Source organism: Nitrospira sp. (assembly GCA_029194665.1).
GTDB lineage: Bacteria > Nitrospirota > Nitrospiria > Nitrospirales > Nitrospiraceae > Nitrospira_D.
In genome coordinates, this window is the sequence record JARFXO010000007.1 from 192,364 (window position 1) to 214,504 (window position 22,141).

Consider the following 22,141-nt stretch of genomic DNA (forward strand, 5'->3'; position numbering starts at 1 on the left):
CTGGATGTGTCATTCACAGGCGATCTCTTCCACGTACATCCGTCAACTGCTCCACCAGCCAAGTGTATAGATGTGTTGACACCTTGGGACAGTACAGAGCCGAACCGGAAGCCAATAGTTGGGATCTGGTTTCGTGCTCCGACTCGATAAACAATCCACGATACCCGAGCCAGCCGAACAACCAGGTATCATCTTCGATGGCGACCGGTACCTGCGCGCAACGCGAGAGCGAAGGCTCAACTATATAGGCCGCGGCCAGGAGATCGAACGGATAGAAGCCGTCAACGCCGATGTCCTCCTCCCAATAGGTGAGCCATGGGCGGGCATGATGGGCGACCCATGCAGCAGCCCCACCTCGTGCGTCCATCTTGTCGAGGCACGAAGCATCCAGAAGGATATCCCTCGCCGCCTCGTAGGGAAGGAGTGTCAGGGGCAAACCCATCGCGAGAACGATCGCGGCGGCTTGTTCGTCTTCCGTCAAGTTGAAGTCTCTGAAAATTGGACCATGTCCCAAGAACGAGTGTGCCGTGCCTCCTTCGACTGGATGGAATACATGCCCTTTTCGACGACCCATCACTGCAACGAGTCGCGTCACGTTGACTTGCAGTTGGGGACGGTCCTTCAATGCAAGCGCGATGTTCGTCAGCGGGCCTAGGGCGACAATGGCGAGGGGTTCTTCTTCAAGAGCTTTGCGCAACGCTTCAGACGCTTCCCGTGGCCGAATGCTTTCGATCGCTTCTTCTTGCTTGATTGGCTCGGATGCTCCTCGGTATACCGGGATCGCACGCCGTCTGCTGGTTTCGAGGAGAGCGATCAGATCGCGCGTCGTGCGATCCGTTCCGTCGAGGGGGGCATTTCCAAAAATTGTGGAAATGCCAACAAGTTGGACATGACCCTGTTGCGCAAGGAGCAGAATTGCAAAACAATCATCCGGATCGGTCCGCTGGCCAAGCCCACAGGCGGCATCGGTGTCGATCCAAACCCGGATAGGAGAAGTAGAGAAGGGTTCGGCAGGATGAAGTTGGATCGGTTCCGAGAGAACTTCTCCGGTTCGCCAAATTTTGATGGGTAGCATCAACGAAATCACGAGGGCTACGATTCCTAGAAGCGCCAAAATGCCGGCTGTTCGAAAGCCAATGCGAAGGAGCCGCAAAACAGTGTCCATGATAGACGCTCTTACAGTGAGAGGGTTGTCATCCGGTCGATGCGGATCTGTTCATCAAAGGTGGTGAACCCGACATGGTAGGGCGGAAGATTCATAAACGATTCCTTATGCAGTGCTCAGAAACATCTTAGGTGTGTGACCGACGAGGAATCTCTATGATGTCGCCGCTGAAGCTCATCTGCGATCCTCCTAGACGGGCTGGAGGACCGATGCATAGTCGCGGGCGAAGTCCCCGAACCGTCGCGGATCACCCCCAGTCACGCGCTTGATGTCGTCGGTGACACGGCTTGCACCGTCCTCTCGATAAAACCGTTCAAGGTCGATGAGCCAGTCGGCGATCTCGTTGGGCGTGCCCTGAGCCAGCATGCCGGCCTTTATGTCTTCCGGGGGAAGGTTGATGTGGCGGATCGTTCGCCCGAGCGCCTTCGAAAGCTCGCCGGCTAACTCGTCATACGTCAGTGCCTGCGGTCCCGTAAGCGTATAGGCTTGCCCCTCGTGGTTCGTGCCGGTCAGTGCTCGAACGGCCACCGCAGCGATGTCCCGCACATCCACATGACTGATTCGTGCGTCTCCACTGGAACTGTAGAACACCGATTCGGCTCTGATCGTGCCGCCCATGAACGTGACCGCATTCTGCATGAAGCTGTTCGGGCGAAGAAACGTCCAGGCCATCCCGCTGGATTCGATTCTCCTCTCGACGGCCCGATGGACGCGCGCGATGGTGTACCTCTCTTCGTGGGCAGCCATGACCGATTGCTTGACAATATGCGGGATGCCTCCCTGTTTTGCTGCTTCGACGGCATTGAGTTCGAGCTGCGTTTGATTCGGCAGGGTCGGCCCAAGCAGGAATAACTTGTCACACCCCTGAAAGGCTGCGCGAAGGGTCTCGGGTCTGTTGTAGTCGATAACGACCGCGTCGATCCCTCGTGTATGTGCAGCTTCTGCCGTCCGGCGAGAAAAGTACCCGGCTCGAAACGGCGCGTGGGCTGTTCCCAGTTGCTTGACCACCTCACTGCCTACTGTCCCGCTTGCTCCCGTCACACAGATCATGGTCGGTACCTCCTTGTCTGATGACTCCTGTCATTCTGTTTCCACCGCCTGCTGTATCCGATGGGTAGTTGGGGTTTCGTGGCTTGCGTCATGTTGGTGCCCCTTGATTCCGTCTATGCTGCCTAACCTAAAACATGTTCATTGCTCCCTTTCGGGGCTGCCTTGCGCGAATAGCGGGCAGGCTTTTGATGCTTTAGAACTCTCCCCTGTCACGTGATTCACGGTTCTGTTCACCTTCCAGGCGAAGCCAAACGGGCGAGCATCCCCTTGACCGCGACGATCTGGTTGCCGCTTTTCTTGTAATAATCGGAATCATCGTAACCCCACCAATCCCAGCAGGCATTCGGGTTGAAAATATAGCCGAGAGTCCAAAAAGTCTTCCAGTTCCATCCGAAACGGGCAATGGTCTGTGGATACACGACGATGATGTCGTTGCTGTCAGCCCATTCGTTGTACCCACCCTTCTTGTAAAATCGATCCCCGATTGCATCGTAGTGTTGGAGGCAGCCATGAAATGCTACGTGTACGCGACATCTAGTCGAAGCACAAGAACGAGGGAGATAAGCAAAGCCGGAGTCCCGCATGCCGTGTGAATAGGCATCGCCGCCCAGGAACTCCGTTTGGTCGAATTCAACAAACGTACCGCTTAGCTCGCGCGATGGCGGGTTAAGAGAACCGTAAATGTGTTTCAGCAAGTGTTCTGCGGCGCTATACGAGCAATTATTGATGTAAGGGCTCTCAGAGGTCGGGCAGGCGTTTGCCGTACTGTCCTCTACAATCATGCCGTGCCCTGCGCGCAAGTTATTGTTGTACTCGATGTCGGCTGGGTCGACGTAGTGCTCGTAATATCGGTTCAAAGCATCCATGACAGGCTGATGGATGATCGTGTCGTTGGTCCCGGAAAAGAGCCAGACCCTCGCATTCTTCAAATGGACGGAATCGTCCACGTCACGTGAGCGAACCAACTCGTCGGTTGTGGCTATCAAATGGTTAAGATCTGGTAACGGATAGGATGAATCAGGATCCATGCAGTTATGCGTGGCCCTCCATACGCTGTCTTCGGCACAGTTGTAAGGCCCACCGGCGATGATCCCCACACCTTTGATCATGCTGGAATACGCGACATGGAATTGAACCGCCATATAGCCGCCGGAAGATACGCCTGACAGGGAAGTCTGAGAGAGATCGGCGTTGTAAGGAGGCAGCGTCTCTACCGCATAGAGCGAAACAGGAAAGAACAACGTAAGGACCGACCACAGAACCATCAACGTAGGACAACCATAGGCTTCGTCAAGCTGCTTCATGACTATCTCCCTCACGGCTTTGTTTAAAGAAGTAACATGCTCATCGCCTGCATTCTTGAGCTGCACCCAGGCGCACTTTGCTCCGCAGGAGGGTCCCAGTGTCAAGGTGGTGTATGGAGGTCAGTACATCTGAGACGCCGAGCCTCGGGACTGGATTTAGGGGAGCTTACCCCTTTTCTCTTGCGCAACAGCGATCAGTCCATCGTGCACGAGCCGTTTGACTAATCTTTCAGCATTAGCCGGGCCGAAACGTGACCTGTGTCCGGCGATCGGACATGCCAGGAAGTCAGCCTTTCTATTGAAAACGCCGGCGGTACCACATACGGATACCCTGCAGTTTGACGTATGAACCCGTGTTAGCCTTGCGACCTACAGGTAAAAGTAGCCGCCGATGGTTTCCTTGGATTCGGCGAACGAGTCGTCGGTTACGATGCGTCCGTTCTTGCCGGAAACAAGCCTGCCCTCCCGGTGCAATCGATGGCCGTCTGTGCATTTCCCTTCCTGCACGAGGCATTCGAACCACGTAGCCCAGTCAGACACGACTTTTCGAAGTTGTTCCGGCGGCAGCTGCTTCGACCAGTCGGTGCCGCGAAAAAGTAACATGTAATCAGGTTGTGGTGTTGGCGTGCTCATAGTTCCCTCTTTGATGAACGAGCGGGGTTGTTCGACAGGGTGACGATCGATGTCGCAGGTGAATCCAAAGATGAGGGGCTCCCTTTCTTCAGACCGTCTCACTACTGCTTACGCGCATAGGTGATCTCCATTTCCTTCATTTCCTTCTCGCCCTTGTGGGCCCCGTACATCTCGAAGATCTGGCTGTTCTGATCGACGAGTTTCCAAACCGCCCGATGGGTCATGTGGCCGCCACCCGGCTCAGGATGTGAGCCTCGTAGTGTAATCGTTTTCCCGTCGGAGCTCGCCGTGCCCTCCATGACGAAGATTCCCGTGCCCATCGAATCCATCCAGGTCGACACATACTTCTTGCGCAAGTTGTCATAGCCGGTCGTCCCGATGCCCGAATACGGTTGGCCCATCATGCTGCCGGTGAACTCCTGCTGGAGAAACCGTCCATCCAGGACCGACTTCATTTCGACCGTGCCGCTTGATTCCATGGGAGGCTTGCCGGGTTCCATCCATTCTTTGGTTGTTGTGGTCCAGCTCCCGGCCAGACTTGCGAGCTGTTTGTGGGGCTCGCCGGGCGTGGCCAATTTTTGCCACATCTCCATCATTGCTTTCTCATCCATGGGCTTCTCGTGTTTCTTCTCTTTCGCCATAACCGGCGAGGCGATCAGCATGAGACATAATGTGGTCACGGCGAATTGTTTCAACTGCATGGCGGCCTCCTTGTGGGCTAAGTATTGAGTTGTTGAGTAAAGTAGCAAGCGTGTGCTCGCAATGATCAGTGCCTATTCTTCCTGCACCTGCGTCTCGTCCATCCAGAACAGTTCCCAGATATGGCCGTCCGGGTCTTCGAAGCTTCTCGTGAACATGAAGCCGAAGTCTTTAGGCGCGTAGGCTTCTTTCCCGCCGGCCTTGATTGCCTTGTCCGCGAGCTCGTTCACCTTCGCTTTGCTCTCAACGGCAAGTGCCGTGAGCACTTCAAGCGTTTTGTGTGCGTCGGCTATCGGCTTTTTCGTAAACTCCTTCACCTTGTCGTGGGTCAGCAGCATGGCGTAGATGTCGTCGCTCATGACCATGCAGGCTGCGTTCTTGTCCGTGAATTGCGGATTGAACGAGAAACCGATCGTCTTGAAAAAATCCATCGATTTGCTGAGATCCTTGACGGGAAGATTGACGAAGATTTTGCTGACCATGGTTGCCTCCTACTGTATTCACGACCCTCTCATGTGGGATTTCAGGCCATTCCTGCTCATCCAAGCCGGGCTACGGACACCAAGGCGGTGAGCATCGCGCCGCAGACTACGAGGTCGAGCGGCAACCGGCCCCTGCTTCGCCGAGTCCAGGATCGAGCGGCATCCGCTTCGATGGCAGCCGGATCCATCCTCTCGAAAGCCAAGGCCTGTGGGATGAAGTCGAATGCAGACCAGATTCTCATCGCAGCATGGCCGGCCAGGGCGATGAGCAGCGGCGTCCGGACGGTTGATTCGTTCCAAACGACAATCAGCGCGACGATCAGCAATAATTCGAACGTCGTGTGAGCAGGAATCCAGAAGCGCTTGCGGTTGATGCCCCCGCGTTGCGGCTGGACCAGGTCCGGTCGACGAGGCCAAAAGGGGTCGATGACCAGATATTCGTACAGGCCTCCCCCGAGCGAAGCGAACGCGAGGACTGCGGCCAAGGCGACAAAAACAATTGGACTTGCCATGAGTGATCTCCTAGTTCCAATTATCGATTTTGATATCTCTGGGAGCAGGTCTGCCCTTACCGGTTTCGACGAGTTCCTTGAGACTCATCAAAAACACGGCCCACTTTGTGCTGCAGTGGGCGGTAAACTCACCGGACTCCTTCCAGTTGCGATGGCCGAACAACACGATCGCGAATTCGTTTTCTTGTTTCAAATCGAAGCCGATTTCCGTCCCGATCCATTCCTCAGGCCCTTTGACACACTTCCACTGAACCTTTTTGAATGGCTCTTGCTTCAACACTTCCATCTCGAATCCACCGATAATCTTCCCATTGAGATCATGGAATTGAAATTCTATGGTTTTGCCGACGTCAGCGACCCCTCTCGTGCTCTCCGTCCACCAAAGAGCAAGTCCCTCGATCGTCGAGAGCGCCCAAAAAACCTTGTCAGGACCAGCCTTGATTCCTACGCGATGAAGGATTTCCGTCATGTCATATCTCCATATTGAGACAAGATTGAACTGATCAATAATCTAAGAAATCGACAGTCCATTTTCTAACCCGGGCCGTTAGCTGACTCCGTAGATCAGGCTGACACGACCACCCTGCACCTGCTGAACGTTCTGTAGTTGAAGTCCGTGACGACGAGTCATCATTGCAAAGAGCGTCTTTCCTCCACCGGCGATCAGGGGATACACAATCAGCCGGAGTTCATTCACCAGCCCGGCTTCAATACAGCTCTCTGTCGTGTGGGCACCTCCAACGAGATAGATGTCTTTGCCAGGCCGCTGCTTGAGGGCAGTGATGTCTTCGAGTCTCCGGACGAAACTCGTCTTCGGCCAACGTACCGAAGTCGGTGTGCTAGACAGGACATAGTGGGGGACCTGCGCGGCGAAGCGGGCCCATTCGATCTCAGCCGACGTCGGCGCCTTGCCGGTCATCGGTAGGGGTTTGGCAGGCTCATTCTGTATCGCGGTCCAATACTGCTCGTAGCCGGGGTACATGCCTGCTCCAAGCAGGCATGCGTCGACTTGAGACATCATGCCGTAGTCGTCCGACCACGCTTCTACCCAATCCGCATATCCCTCCGGCCCCTCGATCTTCCCGTCCACCGAAACTTTCATCGCAGCGATCAGCTTTCGCATCACAATTCCTCTTTCGTGTGCACATAGACTTTCAGGTGCTTCTTCGGCCGAGAGAATACAAATCCATCAATGTAGTGCATGCGATGTCACTTATCCTTCAGCGATCGTTTTGAGATTGGCCAAGCCGGCCTCGAAATCTTTGCCGACCATGCGGTCCATATCGAAGAGCAGGTGAATGACCTTCGCGATGTACGGCAAGGAGCCCTGCATAGACCAGGTCACATTGGTACCATCACCCACCGGTTGGAGCGTAAACTCGACGACGTTGTGGGCCTCGAAGGGATCAATCATGTTCAAGTTCATCGTAACCTTGGAAGGGTGCGATGACTCGGTAATCTCGATGTTTCCCTTGCCGACTTCCTTGTTACCGTCGAACGCATACTCAGCGCCTTTGCCGCTGCGAGGACCGCTGTAGGCCCCCTTCATGTTGGGATCCTTCTTTTCATAAGGGTTCCAGGTATTGAAGCTACGCATGTCGTTGAGGAGCGGAAAAATCTTATCCGCCGGTGAGTTGATGCTCGCGGTGCGCTGAACGCGAAAGGTGTCAGTCTGCATCGCGGCGTAGATCAGCACCGACGCGACCAGAACGATGATGGTGAGGGTGATGATCTTGAACATGGTGTCCTTCCTCTCTTCCTCGTGTTAGCGCATCGTTCTAAGGAGACTTGTGGGCTTCTTACTCATTAGTCGAACGAGCGCGACTGAAATCGACAGACCACAACTCGTTTAGATTTCGTTCTGGTCCGTTCACCCCCTGGCTCGCTCGAATATGTCGCCACTCCACGAACCATCGTACGGCGAGAAGCAGAAACCCGAGCGTGCCCAGGACAAAGCTCCAGGCATCCAAATAGAGCGCCCAAAGCAGAGTGCCCAGATCGGTCTTTCCGAACACTTGATGCGCGAGTAACTCCAGTCCGAGACTAAGGAAGAGCAGCAGGCCGACGATGCCGGTCGGCCACCCGATATGTTGTATCCTTCCGTCTCCTTGGATCTTCACAGCATCACCTTTTCGTTTCTCTGCCGCCGTTCTTCCCAGTTACCTCATATCGACCAGCACCTTGAACCCACCGTAGGCCATGCGCTTGACATCGAACGGCATAGCCTTCCCGTCGCACATTCCACTGATACGAGGGTCCTTCATGACCTTGGCGTTCACCCGATCGCGATGCGTGCGGGATTTGTAGACGATCCATGAAAACACCACCGTCTCGCCGGCTTTGAGTTTGGCCAATCGGGGAAACGGGAGGCCCATCTTCACCTTGATGTCGTCGCCGACACACTCACGGTATTCCAGCGCGCCGTGCTCTCTCCAGATCTTGGCGGCCTTCGTGGCTATCTGAAAATACGACTTGAGGTTCTTCTTCGGAACGGGCAAGACAAATCCATCGACGTAACGCATGGGAGTGGTCCTCCTCATTGTTCAGCGATCGTTTTGAGATTGGCCAAGCCGGTCTCGAACTGCGGTTCGACCACCTTTTCACAATTCATGAAGAGACTCATGACCTTCGCCATGAAGGGTTGCGCGCCGTACATGGCCCAAGTGACGTTCGTGACTCCGCCTCGCGGCTCCAGCGTGAACTCGGCGAAGTTGTGGGCTTCGAACGGCTTGAGGAAATCCAATTTCAGCCTGATCTTCGAAGGAGCTGCCTCCATGATTTCCATGCCCCCTGTGCCCACTTTGCTGTTGCCTTCCCACTGATACTGCGCGCCCTTGCCTTGGGACGCACCGCTAAAGGATCGTTTCAATTCTGGGTCCAGCTTCTCCCAAGGCGACCAGACCAGCCAATGCTGGAAGTCGCTGAGGAACGGAAAGATCTTCTCCGGCGGCGCGTTGATGATCGTCGAACGCTGAAGACGAAAGGTATCTGGTTTCGTGGCAGCATAGATCAGCAGCGTTGCGACAAGGAGAATCATGACGGCGATAATGATGTTGAGCATGGGGGGCTTCCTTTCTCTGTTTTGACCGGGCTCTCACCCCTAAACGCGTGAGCCGTTCCCTGATTATCGTTTTCCGCCCTTCTTGAGTTGCTCGGCTTTCTCAAAGACTCGTTGCTCCTGCTCTCTCAGTTCCGGGGTGAACTCCGCGCCAAAGTCGTCCGCCTCGAACACCTGGCGAATTTCGATCTCTGATTCTCCTGGCATGGGGTTTGGGCAGCGTTTGACCCATTCGATTGCTTCTTCCTTCGACTTTACTTGCCAGATCCAGTAGCCGGCGATCAGTTCTTTGGTTTCGGCAAAGGGGCCGTCGATCACGGTGCGAGTCTTTCCCGAAAATCTGACGCGTGCACCCTTCGAACTCGGCTGGAGCCCTTCACCAGCAAGCATCACCCCAGCCTTCACCAGTTCTTCGTTGAATTTGCCCATTTCGGTCAGCAGTTGCGTGCTCGGCATGACACCAGCTTCCGACTCTTCTGTCGCCTTCACAATGACCATGAATCGCATATCAATCTCCTCTGTCTGTTCGGCCAATGGTTCCGTCGATCTGTAGTCGAACGAGTAGACCCGAAATCGACAGCGATCTTCAATGCTCTTCTACATTCCAAAATACTTTGTGATTTCCACCATATTCAGACGGCTGTGAGAGCGTCACGCGGCGCTTGCGCCATAGCCTGGATCCAAATTTGCGGCCAGGCTAAGACTGGGCGCAGTTATCCCCGGTCTGATGAGGGCCTACTGGGCGGCTAGGATGGCAACCAACGTGAAGGCCAGGAAAAAATGGAGGCTGACTGTAGGTGTGAATGCTTCCACTCATTTCTTTTGCTGCAGATCGATGATACGGGCTAACGTGAGCCGGTGATTTCTTCGACGAGGTGACCGGTACAGCATCCGGTTGCGATCAATTGAGCTCCCTCTCGCCACAGCTGTTTCAACAGAAGCTTACCGTCCTCTCCGACAAAGGTCACACCAGTGAGGTCCACGACGAAAGGGACTGCTTCGGCCGATTGCATAGTTCGCCACTCATGCTCGAGTTCACCCACCCAGGGTCCGGTCAGGCTGCCCTCCAGTCTGAGTCGCATCGTATTCGAATTCTTTTCGGAGGTAATCTTCAGCATGCAAATATCCTTGGAACTGTTCCATCACAACCATCGACTCATGCGGGTGTTTCCATCGTGAGCAATTTCTTCCCTTCGAGATTAAACGACACCGCGTCAGGCTCTATGACCGGTTGGTGTTGTGCCGCGATCAACGAGTAAAACACGGGAACAACGAACAGCGTGAAGATCGTGCCGACGGTCATCCCCGTGACCAAGACCATGCCGATGCTGTTGCGTGCTGCGGCGCCGGGCCCGGATACCAACACCAGGGGAAGATGTCCGAAGACTGTGGCCGCCGATGTCATCAGTACCGGCCGCAGTCTGGTCAAGGCAGCCTCACGCGCCGCGTCGAGACGAGCGAGTCCGTGGGCTTGAAGCTTGTTGGCGAATTCCACGATCAAGATGCCGTTCTTCGCGATCAACCCGACCAGCGTGATCAACCCGACTTGTGAGTAAATGTTGATGGTCGTGAAATCCAAGAACGTAAAGACCAGCGCGCCGGAGATCGCGAGCGGCACTGAGCCCAACAAGACGATCAGCGGATCTCGGAAACTGTGGAACTGAGCGGCCAGTACCAAATAAATGAGCACGACGGCGAAGCCCAGTGTGACGGTCAATGCAGCGCTCTCTTGGCGGATCTGTCTGGACTCGCCCGCATAATCGAGCATGACAGGAGGATTGCTCGCCTTCGCCGCAGCCGTTTCCAGCACCCGCAGTCCTTGATCTTTCGTGACGCCGGGCTTGACGCCGCCGAAGATGCGCACGGCGTTCCGCTGCTGAAAACGGTTCAAGGTGCGTGGCGCGGTACTCGTTTCGATGTGCGTGAATGTCGACACCGGCACCAGCTGGCCGCCCGGCGTCTTGATCTTCAAATCGAGCAGGGGACCGACGGTCGAACGGTCCTTGTCGCCCAGCTGCGGGATGACCTTATAGCTTCGATCGAAGTAGTTGAACCGGTTCACATAGGCGCCACCGAGCATGGTGCCGAGTTCCCGGCCGATTCCGGCCAGGTCGAACCCAAGATCGGCGAGACGCTCCCGATCCAGCACGACGCGCGCTTCGGGCAAATCGATCTTTAGATTTGTATCGACGTACAAGAACATGCCGCTCTGCCACCCGGCGTTCAGGACCGCCCCCGTCGTTTCGAGCAATCGCTCGATCGGCAGGTCGCTCTGCAAGAGCAGTTCGACGTCATATTGGCCCGGCGTCGGCAGAGGCGGGTCCAAACGTGGGAAGACTCGCAGACCCGGCACCTGAGAGACCAGGCCGAACATCTCACCGTACATTGCCTCAGTCGAGCGTGTCCGTTCGTGCCAGTCCTTCGCGACCAGGCCCCCAAACCCGCCCCAGGACGTCGTCAACGACCAGGTGAACTTCGTTTCCGGAAGGGACGTGATGGCTTGGACGACGTTCAGATGCTCGCGGTTGCTGGCGGCAACCGTCGAGTCCGGGGACGCTTCGAAGAACAAGCTGATGTGGCTTTGATCCTCAACCGGCGCGAGTTCTTGTCGCGAAAACAGGTACAACGGCCAGATCATGGCCATGATCAGCAATGATGCTGTCACGATTCCCCAACGCATGGTCAATGCGCCGTCGAGCAGCCAGGCGTAGACGCGGCGCGCCTCTTCGAACCGTCGGTTGACGAAGGCGGTCAACCGGCCTTCCTTCCCTTGCGGGTGGACGAACCGCGAGCTCATGACCGGCGAGAGCGTGATGGCGACGACGCCAGACAATACCACTGCTACGGCGAGCGTGATGGCAAACTCCAAGAAGAGCGAGCCGGTCAACCCGCCCTGGAATCCGATCGGCGTGTAGACCGTCGCCAGCGTGATCGTCATGGCGATGATCGGACCGAGCAGTTCGCGGGCTCCGATCAGAGCCGCATCGATCCGCGACTTGCCTAGGCGCACGTGCCGTTCCACGTTCTCGACGACGACGATCGCGTCGTCCACGACCAACCCGACCGAGAGCACGATCGCGAGCAGCGTCAGGAGATTGAGGCTGAAGCCGAACGCAACCATGAAGATAGCCGCGCCGATCAGCGACACCGGCATCGCGACGAGGGGGACGAGCGCGGTTCGGACCGAGCCCATAAAGAGGAACACGACGACTGCGACGATCAAGATCGTCTCAGACAATGTCTTCGTGATTTCCGTCAGTGCATTCCGCATGAACATCGTGCCGTCCCACACCAGCTGCATGTCGATGTCGGGGGGCAGCGTGGGCCGGATGCGCTCCATCTCGTCGACCAACCGATGCTGGACCTCGATTTCATTCACACCCGGTACCGGCCAGATCCCGAGGTACACGCCTTCCGTCTCGTTGTACTTGGCGATCATGTCGGCTTCTTCGGCCTCGCGCTCGACCTTCGCCACATCTTTTAGCCGGACGATGGCCCCGCCTCGGTCGGCGACGATCAGCTCCTCGAACTCGGCGGCGGAGCGAAGGTCGGTGTTCGCGAGCAGGTTGATCTGGGCGAAGTTTCCCTTCGTCCGCCCGACCGCGGCCAGGTAGTTGTTGCGCCGCAGCGCGTTCTGCACGTCTCCGGGCGACAGGTTGAAGGATGCGAGGCGGTCGGGATCGATCCAGATGCGCATGGCGATTTGGCGACCGCCTTCGAAGGTGACTCGCTGGATGCCGGCGAGTGTGGACAGTTGCGGCTGGAGCGTGCGCAGCAGCCAGTCCGTGACGGCAGGCACAGTTCGTTCGCTGGAGGCGAAGCTGAGGTAGAACGAAGCGTAGGGCCGGTCGGCCCGCTGCAGCTCGATCACCGGCGGCTCCGCTTCCGTCGGCAATTCCGCCCTAACTTGTTGGAGTCGTGCCGTGACTTCGGCCAACGCCGCCGTACTGTTATGGTTGAGTTTCAGGTGTACCGTGACCGTGCTGACACCGGCCCGGCTGGTTGACTCCACGTAATCGACGCCGCTGATCGCGGAGACAACTCGCTCAATCGGTGTGCTCAAAAATCCACGAACCGTTTCGGCGCTCGCGCCGTAGTAGACGGTTGTGATGATGACCGATGAGCTTTCGATCTGCGGGTACTGCTGCACAGGCAAGGACATCAACGCTCGCCAACCGACGAGGATGATCACGAGGTTGACGACCACGGCAAGGACCGGATGCTTGATAAAAATGTCTGTGAATGAGCGCATGCGGATATCCTTCTTGTGCCTTTTCGACTGAATTAATGGCTGCTGTGCAATTGACTCAGCGGTTCGCTTTACCCTGTTCCCCGATGACGGCCACCAGCACACCGTCGCGTAACTTGAAGGAGCCGGATGCCGCCACCATCTCATCGGCCGACAACCCTGTGTGGATGACGATCTCGTCGCCGACCATCGCGCCGCTTTCGACGGACCTCACATGCGCCCGCATCTTCTGCTCTTGATCCGGCGCGATGACAAATACCTGATCGCCTCCCGGCCCCTTGCGCAACGCACTGACCGGAACGGAGACCGCCTTCCGGAGGGGCCCGACCGGCACGCGCACCCGGACCGACGTGCCGGGGGCCAGCCTATGGCTTGTATCATCAACCCGCGCCCGTACCATGGCATTGCGAGTCGTCGGATCTATCCGCGCATCGAGGGCGACGATGTTGGCTCTGGTGGCCGATGCTTCTCCGGCCGCGAACACCTCGACCATCTCCCCATCCCGTAAGCCGGATGCAACTTGCTGTGCCACCGTGAAATCAACATGCACCGCATCGCTCACGCCCTGGAGCGTTGTGAGCAATGTTCCTTCGTTCAGGTATTGGCCGGGGTGAACATCGGCGATCCCGACGTGCGCCAGGAACGGAGCTCGAATCGTCTTCTTGGCGATGATCGCCTTGGTACGGGCAATCTGGGCCTGGGCAATATCCAAGTCGGCACGAGCTCGGTCGACTTCCTCCTGAGTTGTGGCGAGTTCCTGATTGAGGTTCTGCCGACGATTGAGCACCGTCTTGGCGAGAGAGGCCTGGGCTTCCTGCGCCCGCAACTCCGCTTCCTCGACGGAAACGTCGAGCGCGACCAGCAAGGTGCCGGCTTCTACGATCTGTCCCGGCGTGAGCCGGACTTCGCGGACAGTCCCGGCGAGTTCGTTCTTCAGCATGACCGAACGTAAGGCCAGAACCGTACCGATCGAGGTGGTGGTCTGTCGATGTTCAATGTCTCTGGCAGCAGCTGCCATGACCGATTCCATCGGCTCCGGTTGTCTGGCGGAAGCCTCGGCACTGGCTTGGATGGTCCCGTACTTCCATACTCCCAAGCTGGTCACGATCCCGATGATGCCGAGTAACAGCAATAAGTTGAACCACCCACGACGATTCATGATCGATACCCTCCTGCCCACTGGCCTGAATCTGACAGAGGGGATTCAGCAATGGACGTTCCAGTAAGAGTGGCGAACCGGTAAAATGTGTAACCCATGAATATAATGGTGAAATATTTATTTCGCTGGAGAAATCTTGGAACAAGAAGAAAGGCATTGCCGATGCGACTCTGCCGTCAGTTCGACAGGTGCCGAAATATCGGCGCAAATCACTCAGATTAAGGAGCGCAGAACCGAGGCTGGATGCGCACTCTCGTTCGTGGAGACGAACTCCGGAATGTTTGGAAAGCTATAGCGCCGCGATTATACCCGGTTTGTTCCTTCACGTGTATCATTGCTCTTTCGGCCAGTAGTCCCGTTGAAATTCCTTCAAGACTCCGTCAGGGCCGAACGTGAGAACCTTATTCCAACCCTGAGCACCGCCGTAGCCCCGAAACTCCCATCGCAAGACTTCTCCACCGTCTCCGGCTTTCGCTCGCTTCGTCGGCCGTCCCCATTCGCGCAGATAGTAATCTTTCGTCTTCACACCCACCTCTTGCCGCATCTGCGCGTCAAACGCCTCCCAACGTTGTTCCAAGGTCCAATAACATCCGGAGAGGAGCGGTACGGTGACAGCCAACACAACAGAGAGCAGGAAGGTCACGGACTTCATGGTACACCTCTGGAATTCATGAGAAGTCTTGAATCATGGCGCGTTCGCTATCAGCCGTGCCAGTGCCCCGTCGAGTTCAGGCGCGTCCGGCAGAACGATCCGAAACTCTCCTTCAAGCGTTTCCCGCATATCGGTCACGCTCGTAATCAGCCGCCGATCTTTACCGCCGGTTCGATGATGCACGGTCAGTTGGTTGTTGAGCAGCCCATATCGTCGATCCGGTGCCGGTCGGGCCGCCAGCAGGCCGGTCACAAACCGAGAATTCGGGTGGGTGGAGATGTACCAATTTGCCATTTCGTAATCGGGCAACAATTGCTCGGCCAAGCTGAACCGGTACAACGAGACCCAGTCGTCGCCGATTTTGACTTGCTCGATAAATTCCTCAAATTCCTGCTGGGCCTTCACCAGACGGAACGGTTCATGCGGGGTGGTTTGTTCAATATCAATTTCGAGCCGTAATGGGCCGGTCAGCGTCACCCCACCGAATCCGACATCCACAACGTAGCGCCCTCCGTCGAGATCGACCAGCAGCAACATATGACTCCGGGGCGGCACGGCTCCTTCCGGCATGTTCCATAGCACGCGCGCCGCCAGTCCGGTGACGCAAAACCCCAGCGCGTCGAGCGCATGTTTGAGCAGGAGGTTCTGCTCGAAGCAATAACCCCCGCGACCGTCCCGCACCAGCTTCTGCTGAAGCGACTCGGCATCCAAGCGAACCGGCCATCCCATCAAGGGATTCAGATTTTCAAACGGAATGGTCTCGGTGTGCAGGAGCTGGATGATCGCCAGAGTATCCAGCGTCGGACGGCGTGCTCCCTCGTAGCCGATACGCTTGAAATAGGCGTCTAAGTTGATTTTTGCCGACGGAGTCCGTTGCAGCGTTGGACTATCCATGCATGCTCCTGAGAGCCAGTACGGCTGTACCCGTCTCGTCGTGACAGGATGCGATCATGCCGTAGGCTCCGTGTAGTATACCCAAAACTTCGGCAACAAGAGGCTTATGGCGGCGACCGCGAACACGCAAGCTGCTGCGACAGATCACACGACTCACAGGGTGACGCTCACGCGTTCATGCCGGATTCAGGTTCAATGAACTGATGGATATTGGCATTCCCTGCATGGTGCTCAAGAAGCGCTTCGCCGCCGACAGGCTTGGTTTCAGCTCTACGCCACAACCAAGAATGCGGGCTTGGTTAGGACCAACCCAAACAGGAACGAGCCAAGCGCATCGGTTGTCGACTGATCAGTAGCGCTCAGAATTGAAAGGATGTCTGTGATCTTCAGGGTTTTTCAGGGCACCAGGAGAGGATCACATTGGGGTCAGAATGTTATTGTGCTCGGGGACATCCCGATATCATGAGTCGTTCTCTCAGAATTTCACTCTGATCCGATTGGTAGGTACATAACTCCTATGAGGCTTGTTCACGACGTTTTGGGAGGGAAAAATTTCGCATTGTACGTTGTCCGTATTTGTGATTAGCTGGAGCGGGAAGTCCGAAATCAGCATATCTTTGGACAGTGAATGCACAGAAGAGGCCACAGGACATGATTGAGCTGCTCTCCCGTGACCATACGATCCTTGAACGGCCCTATATGGTTTATTGTCCTTTCGGGATAGATGAGAATGGCAAGAAGGTTCAGGACGTAAGTGGTATCAGCGTGCGCGCTATGGTGACTTTTTTGGAGCAGTACGTTACACAACGTGATGGAGGCGCTGCCGGAACAGAAGCCGTGTCAAAAGCTTGTGAGTTGTTGAATAGTCGCGTTCTAGATGTCGCCTATCATGTGAACCCCAAATTCCTGCGAAATGTCTGGAATAGCTATAGTTACGAGTTCACCATGTATTTGCGAGAGTTCTGCGAACAGATCACCGGAGACCCTGAATTTCACTTTAAAATTGGGCAGGAAGGCTACCTTTTGTCGCCTCTGATGATTTTATTGCGCCCCTTAACGATTTCACAAATGTTTGCCATGCTTCCCCGTATTCTGCCGAAGTTCTCCACACAGTTCATTGTTGAAACGATTTCTTCCTCCGCAAGCGGCGGTATTGTGAAAATAAGGTTTACTGATCGCGTCCTCGAGGAGTTCGGCCCGTATCGCATGCGTTGTACCTGGATGGTCTGCCAGGGCTTAAAAGGTGCCATGACCAACACTCCTGTTAGAGTTCATGGAATGCCTCCTCTCACTCTTTATGAAAAGAGTTGCATGGGGAACGGCGATGAGGCGTGTGAAATCGATGCTTCTTGGGCGCCGGAACCGACACGAAATTGGGTATGGCCTATGGTATCTGCGTTGATAGGATTGTTCCTCTTCATCGGTATCCGACATCGATACCCAATGGTGACATCCACCGAAGCGATTCTGGTTTCCCTTCTACCATTCGGGATGTGGGCACTCGGTTTTGCAACGCAAAAGAGACTCTATTCAGTTATCCTAGAGCAGCATGAGACAGAGTACGGACGACAAGAAGAACTACGTGAGGCCTACATGGAACAACAGCAAACCAGCATGGAATTGCGACGTAAGGTCATCGAGCTGACTGAGTTGCGTGACGAACTCCAGACTCTGAACCTTGGTCTAGAATCTCGAGTTCAATCCCGGACAGCAGAGCTACAAGCCGTGAACGCGAAGTTGATCGAGATGGACCAGGTTAAGTCACGATTTATCGCGCATGTGTCTCACGAACTACGTACCCCTCTGACGAGTATGACGGGCTTTACCGAGAACATGCTTGATGGCATCACCGGCTCTCTGAATGACAAACAAACACATTCTTTGAAACGGATCGCAGCTAATGCGGGCCATCTCGGTCGGATGATCGACAACCTTCTTGACCAAGCCAGCATCGAGGCCGGAAAGATTCGTCTGTCGCTCATGGAAGTATCGTTGTCTGCCGTGATTGTTGAAGCCGTCGACCAGATGCGACCCTTGCTTGAGGAAAAACATCACATCATGAATGCAAGAATCGATGATGATGTGACGGCCTGGGTCGACCCGGATAAGATCAGCCAAATTGTGACGAATCTGGTCTCCAACGCGATCAAATATACTCGAGAAGGTGGGTGCATCGGTATCCGGCTTTTACGCACCAATGAATATGCGACGGTAGTCATCTCTGATACCGGTGAAGGAATTCCAGCTGAATTGGTCCCCTGCTTGTTTGACCCGTTCTTCCGTGTGAATCGTTCGGAGAAAAACATCGTAAAAGGTCTTGGGCTTGGCCTCTCGATAGTGAAACAGTTAGTTGAGTTGCACGGTGGACATATTGATGTGCAGAGTACGCCACATCAAGGAACAGAATTTCGATTCACCGTACCTTTGATTCAAGCCCCCGCTGTCATAGGCGTTCCGCAGAACGTTACGAGGCGCACAATTCTGGTCGTGGACGACGATGCTGATATTCGACAGATGTTGAGCGACCGTTTGGAAGCGAGCGGATATGATGTCCTCTCCGCCCGTGATGGTGCAGAAGCTCTTGATGTGTTGGCCCTACGCTCGATTCACGGCATGATTCTCGATATAGGGATGCCTGGTCTTGATGGTCTAGACGTATTGGCACGAATCCGAGCGAACCACGCGTACTTGCCTATTGTGATGATCACAGCCGCTGCATCGGAAGGGCGGGCTTCTGCAGCCATGCTTGCCGGTGCCCAGGCCTATCTCCTCAAGCCGCTTAATGGAAGCCAGTTTCAGCAGGCCGTTGACCAATGGTTCGGCGCTACCGTTGGTAATACGTAAGGTTGCATGAAGAACTGCGGTGCAGGGAAACTGAGCATCAGCCACTGTTTCATGCAGAAGTCACCGTGGATGAAGTGAGGATAAAATGGGACAGGCAGGATTTTCTCACAATAGGGTCAGCAACTGTCTGTGCTGTCAAGAGTTGAACTGGGCGTTTTTTGGTTCACCCATGAAAATTTGTCGCATACAATTGGCGTAGGAACGACGATCGCCAGTGAGTCCAGGCTCTCCTATGCCTCGACACAGGCCGGTTTCATCCCGTGAGTCCATGGCGTCCCACTCTTGACCATGGCGTTGAGAATCGTGAGCAGCTTCCGCAGCACGCCGTCAGCGCCAACGTCTTTGCTTTGCCTGCCTGACAGAATCGCTGATAGAACGCTCGAATCAGGGGATTCCTCCGCGTAGCCACGAGCGCGGCCATATCGAGCGCGGCCCGGACATGAGCCCGCCCACCCCAGATCATCCGCCGCCCCTTGAGGGTGCCGCTGTCGCGTGGAAACGGAGCGACCCCGACTCAGGCGGCCACTTCTTTGCGCGTCAAGGTCCCCAGCTCGGGGAGATTGGCGCAGCGCGTCGCGGTGAGCGCCGACCCAAGTTGGTATTTCAATGGACCGTCCGCTTAGAAGGCTGATGGCCTAAACCAGCCTGTCTAGAAAATTGTAGTTTGTCCCAAGCACGTGGGGTTTCAGGCAGGCTCACCACTGAGATAAGCCTGCCATGGTGATCTCTCGACGGATGAGGTCATGAGCGGGTTCAGCTGAACTACTTCTTCTTGCCTATTGTTCCTTGCAGGAGAGATTTCCATTCGTCCCGGTTGACGGACGGCATCGTCGTAATCTCAATATGACCCATCGAGGCATTCAATACTGCTGCTTTCATGGCCGCCTTATTATCTGGAAAGTCCCAAATGGCGACGACGTCGTATTCGCCCAGGCAATAGTAGGCCTGGATCAGCTTGCCGCCGAGCGTCTGGGCGTTCTTCTTGACCATGTCGGCGCGTTCAATCCCTTTGTCTTTCATGGTTTGAAGACCGTGCTGCGTGAACTTGATGAGGCTGACGTAACTCGGCATGGTAAACCTCCTTGGTGGGTCGACGCATAGGGAGCGTCGGGTTGCGGGATTTTAGACGCTTTCGGACGGCCAACACAAGCGAGAAGTCACGTGGATGGTTAAGTTCGGAATCCACATTCTTTACGACCGTCTCTCCCTGCAATCGCTGATATACCGCTGTGACCAGCTTGGCGACGAGTTCCCACAGCTTCTTCCTCCGGTCGTACGATATGTGGGGGAGTCGTTCATGGTGCAAGCCGGATCGCGGCGGGCTGGGCTAGGCTTTGTCCCCATTTCACGGTAGTCCGCAGTCTGGCTGGCGTGAGCTGAGGCGAGGCGTGACGGTTTCAGGCAGGGTTCTGCCGCTTTGCGGTCCCATGCGGGATACGAGAGCGCTTCGTTCGAAAGTGGACCAGATCCTTCGAGAAGAGCACATCCAGCGTCCAGTCCAAGGCCACAAGCACTTTCTTCTCAAAGCGAGGCAGTTTCAGCAAGTAGATTGTCCGCCACAGCCACCAGGCGATGAAGCCAGAGAAGTTCACGCCGAGAATGTTCGCGACCCCGGTCCGCTTCCCGATGGGCGCCAGGAGCCCGAGCGTCGAGTAGACGAAGGGCTTCATGCGCTCCCCTCGCAGGGTGGCCAGGATATTCCGCGCCGCCACTCGCCCTTCACGCAGCGCATGTTGCGCGGTCGGGGGGTGGGAGCCACCGGTCTTGAGATCCGGCACGAGCGCACAGTCGCCGAAGGCCCAGAGGCCCGACCAGCCGGGCACTTCCAGGTACTCGTTGACGAGGACCCGGCCTTTCGTTTTCGGACAGGGCAGGGTGTCCAAGAGGGCATGCGGGCTGGTGCCGGCGGTCCAGACCAGCGTATTGGTCGGCACCGTCGTCCCATCGCTGAGGGTGACGTCGTGGTCCGTCACGGCGGTGACTTTACAGTGCGCATGGATTTCCACCTGCTGCTCCGCGAGTTTGCGCTGCGCATAGGCGCCGAGTTCCTCTCCCAGTTCCGGCAAGATGACCTTGCCCGCACTGACCAGAATGATCCGCAGCATGTCCGCCCGCAGATGCGGAAAGAACTGCACCGCCTCCCGCAGAAAGTCATTCATGGCCGCGATGGTCTCGACCCCGGCAAACCCGCCGCCGGCCACAACGTAATTCAGGAGGGGCGCCCGGAGTGACGCCCCGCACTCATAGTCCGCCTCTTCCAGGTTTGCGATGAGGTGGTTGCGCAGCACAATCGCATCATCCAACGATTTCATGGTGAGCGCCCGGTCTGCCAAGCCGGGGATGTTGAAGAAGTTCGTGGTGGACCCGAGGGCCAGCACCAGGTGGTCGTAGGGCAGCGAGTGGCAATGGACCTCGTGCCCATGCGACAGACCGACGCGCTTGTGCGCGAGATCGATGGCTTCGATCTCGCCATGAAAAAAGGTCACGCGACGCAACAGCCGGCGGATTGGGCTGACGATATTGGTGATATCCAGGTCGCTCGCCGCGACTTCATGCAGCATCGGGGTGAAGAGGAAAAAGTTGTCCTGGTTGACGAGGGTGACGTCCAAGTCGGCGCCGCGCGCCAGGGCGCGTTCGAATTCCAACGCGGCATACATCCCGCCGAAGCCCCCACCCAGAATCACCACGCGTGGCTTGCCGTTTAACATCGTCATGCCACCACCCAAATCGCAAATCCCTTGGCGGCGTGCAGGAGATGGTCGGTTGTGCCGCCGCCGAAGATCTGTTTGATCCGCGATATTCCCTGCCGTCCCACGGCAATGGTATCGTGATGCCCGCTGCGGGCCTCTTCGAGGATGTTTCTGGCAATATCGTCGTCATGACCATACTTCACCGCCACGCGGTTCATGTCGAACCCGGATTGTGCCAGTGTTTCGCATGCCTCCTTCAGGACATGACATTCGGATTCCCGCTCCTTCTGAATCCAGGCGTCCTGCTCATTGCGCAACTGTACGCTCAATTGCGCCTCGACCGCTGGATTCTCCGATCCACCATGTTCCAGGAACCTCCGCGGCATGGGTTTGAGCACATGAAAGAGGGTGATGACGGCGTTGGGCGTTCGGCTCAGCAGAGATCCGACATACTGGACCACGCGATGGGAGTTTTCGGACTCGTCCACAGCCAGCAGAATTCGCCCAGCGACCGATAGATTTGTCTCCTTGTCTACACTCTCTGCTTTTTGCTCTACCTCTTGAAGCATGGACACACCTCCTTGGCACGTTTTATCTAGAGTTATGCCATCACAGTTGTGCGGCATGAGTGTTTGAAGCTCTCCTTGAGTCGAACAGCGACATTCTCTTTGTACGACCTACTCCATAGATGAATAGAATTATCTTGGTCGAGAGCACAGTTGTTCAAGACAGTCGGCTTATCTCACCCCC

23 protein-coding genes and 1 pseudogene are annotated in these 22,141 nt (G+C 56.0%); 1 reads left to right on the forward strand and 23 read right to left on the reverse strand.

The window, feature by feature from the left end:
* Positions 1–13 precede the first annotated feature (13 nt).
* From P0119_20670 to P0119_20760, 19 genes are all read right to left on the reverse strand, one after another.
* On the reverse strand, positions 14–1,165 hold the full coding sequence (locus tag P0119_20670; GenBank protein MDF0668470.1) for a nucleoside hydrolase: 1,152 nt from the start codon (positions 1,163–1,165) through the stop codon (positions 14–16).
* Between the two features lie 189 nt (positions 1,166–1,354).
* On the reverse strand, positions 1,355–2,215 hold the full coding sequence (locus P0119_20675) for an SDR family oxidoreductase (protein ID MDF0668471.1): 861 nt from the start codon (positions 2,213–2,215) through the stop codon (positions 1,355–1,357).
* Between the two features lie 230 nt (positions 2,216–2,445).
* Positions 2,446–3,519, reverse strand: coding sequence for a hypothetical protein (locus tag P0119_20680; protein MDF0668472.1), 1,074 nt, complete (start codon positions 3,517–3,519; stop codon positions 2,446–2,448).
* Between the two features lie 369 nt (positions 3,520–3,888).
* Positions 3,889–4,152 carry a hypothetical protein gene (locus tag P0119_20685; GenBank protein MDF0668473.1) on the reverse strand — a complete coding sequence of 88 codons (264 nt, stop codon included), beginning with the start codon at positions 4,150–4,152 and terminating at the stop codon, positions 3,889–3,891.
* A 101-nt stretch (positions 4,153–4,253) separates the two neighbouring features.
* Positions 4,254–4,853, reverse strand: a complete 600-nt coding sequence (locus tag P0119_20690) for a DUF1579 domain-containing protein (protein MDF0668474.1) — start codon at positions 4,851–4,853, stop codon at positions 4,254–4,256.
* A gap of 72 nt (positions 4,854–4,925) precedes the next feature.
* A complete protein-coding gene (locus P0119_20695; GenBank protein ID MDF0668475.1) occupies positions 4,926–5,333 on the reverse strand; it encodes a hypothetical protein in 408 nt (135 codons plus the stop codon).
* 56 nt (positions 5,334–5,389) lie between these two features.
* A complete protein-coding gene (locus P0119_20700) occupies positions 5,390–5,845 on the reverse strand; it encodes a hypothetical protein (protein ID MDF0668476.1) in 456 nt (151 codons plus the stop codon).
* A 10-nt stretch (positions 5,846–5,855) separates the two neighbouring features.
* A complete protein-coding gene (locus P0119_20705) occupies positions 5,856–6,314 on the reverse strand; it encodes an SRPBCC domain-containing protein (GenBank protein ID MDF0668477.1) in 459 nt (152 codons plus the stop codon).
* 78 nt (positions 6,315–6,392) lie between these two features.
* The gene (locus tag P0119_20710) at positions 6,393–6,968 is read right to left on the reverse strand and encodes a dihydrofolate reductase family protein (GenBank protein ID MDF0668478.1); all 576 of its coding nucleotides are present in this window, start codon (positions 6,966–6,968) and stop codon (positions 6,393–6,395) included.
* A 90-nt stretch (positions 6,969–7,058) separates the two neighbouring features.
* On the reverse strand, positions 7,059–7,586 hold the full coding sequence (locus tag P0119_20715; protein ID MDF0668479.1) for an SRPBCC family protein: 528 nt from the start codon (positions 7,584–7,586) through the stop codon (positions 7,059–7,061).
* A gap of 58 nt (positions 7,587–7,644) precedes the next feature.
* Complete coding sequence (locus tag P0119_20720; protein ID MDF0668480.1) at positions 7,645–7,965, reverse strand: hypothetical protein; 321 nt, start codon at positions 7,963–7,965, stop codon at positions 7,645–7,647.
* A gap of 39 nt (positions 7,966–8,004) precedes the next feature.
* Positions 8,005–8,367, reverse strand: a complete 363-nt coding sequence (locus P0119_20725; protein ID MDF0668481.1) for a DUF1428 domain-containing protein — start codon at positions 8,365–8,367, stop codon at positions 8,005–8,007.
* A 14-nt stretch (positions 8,368–8,381) separates the two neighbouring features.
* Positions 8,382–8,906, reverse strand: coding sequence for an SRPBCC family protein (locus tag P0119_20730; GenBank protein MDF0668482.1), 525 nt, complete (start codon positions 8,904–8,906; stop codon positions 8,382–8,384).
* A gap of 63 nt (positions 8,907–8,969) precedes the next feature.
* The gene (locus P0119_20735; GenBank protein ID MDF0668483.1) at positions 8,970–9,410 is read right to left on the reverse strand and encodes a YciI family protein; all 441 of its coding nucleotides are present in this window, start codon (positions 9,408–9,410) and stop codon (positions 8,970–8,972) included.
* A 338-nt stretch (positions 9,411–9,748) separates the two neighbouring features.
* Positions 9,749–10,021, reverse strand: a complete 273-nt coding sequence (locus P0119_20740; protein ID MDF0668484.1) for a hypothetical protein — start codon at positions 10,019–10,021, stop codon at positions 9,749–9,751.
* Between the two features lie 38 nt (positions 10,022–10,059).
* The gene (locus P0119_20745) at positions 10,060–13,155 is read right to left on the reverse strand and encodes an efflux RND transporter permease subunit (GenBank protein MDF0668485.1); all 3,096 of its coding nucleotides are present in this window, start codon (positions 13,153–13,155) and stop codon (positions 10,060–10,062) included.
* A gap of 55 nt (positions 13,156–13,210) precedes the next feature.
* Positions 13,211–14,311 (reverse strand): efflux RND transporter periplasmic adaptor subunit, encoded by a 1,101-nt coding sequence (locus P0119_20750; GenBank protein ID MDF0668486.1) that lies wholly within the window; start codon positions 14,309–14,311, stop codon positions 13,211–13,213.
* A gap of 331 nt (positions 14,312–14,642) precedes the next feature.
* Positions 14,643–14,963, reverse strand: coding sequence for a hypothetical protein (locus tag P0119_20755; GenBank protein ID MDF0668487.1), 321 nt, complete (start codon positions 14,961–14,963; stop codon positions 14,643–14,645).
* Between the two features lie 33 nt (positions 14,964–14,996).
* Positions 14,997–15,857, reverse strand: a complete 861-nt coding sequence (locus P0119_20760; protein MDF0668488.1) for an arylamine N-acetyltransferase — start codon at positions 15,855–15,857, stop codon at positions 14,997–14,999.
* Positions 15,858–16,508: 651 nt separating this feature from the next.
* On the opposite strand from P0119_20760, the gene P0119_20765 reads away from it, so the two are divergent.
* Entirely contained in the window at positions 16,509–18,701 is a 2,193-nt protein-coding gene (locus P0119_20765) for a hybrid sensor histidine kinase/response regulator (protein ID MDF0668489.1), read from the forward strand.
* Positions 18,702–18,931: 230 nt separating this feature from the next.
* Here P0119_20765 and P0119_20770 read toward each other — a convergent pair.
* The 4 genes and pseudogenes from P0119_20770 to P0119_20785 all read right to left on the reverse strand — a co-directional run bounded on the left by P0119_20770 (position 18,932) and on the right by P0119_20785 (position 21,960).
* A pseudogene (locus P0119_20770) lies at positions 18,932–19,266 on the reverse strand (transposase).
* 197 nt (positions 19,267–19,463) lie between these two features.
* Complete coding sequence (locus P0119_20775; GenBank protein MDF0668490.1) at positions 19,464–19,772, reverse strand: GYD domain-containing protein; 309 nt, start codon at positions 19,770–19,772, stop codon at positions 19,464–19,466.
* A 326-nt stretch (positions 19,773–20,098) separates the two neighbouring features.
* Positions 20,099–21,415 carry an NAD(P)/FAD-dependent oxidoreductase gene (locus P0119_20780; GenBank protein MDF0668491.1) on the reverse strand — a complete coding sequence of 439 codons (1,317 nt, stop codon included), beginning with the start codon at positions 21,413–21,415 and terminating at the stop codon, positions 20,099–20,101.
* Positions 21,412–21,960: a universal stress protein gene (locus P0119_20785; protein ID MDF0668492.1), complete on the reverse strand. Its 549-nt coding sequence runs from the start codon at positions 21,958–21,960 to the stop codon at positions 21,412–21,414. Before P0119_20785 ends, P0119_20780 begins: the two co-directional genes overlap by 4 nt.
* Positions 21,961–22,141: the final 181 nt, after the last annotated feature.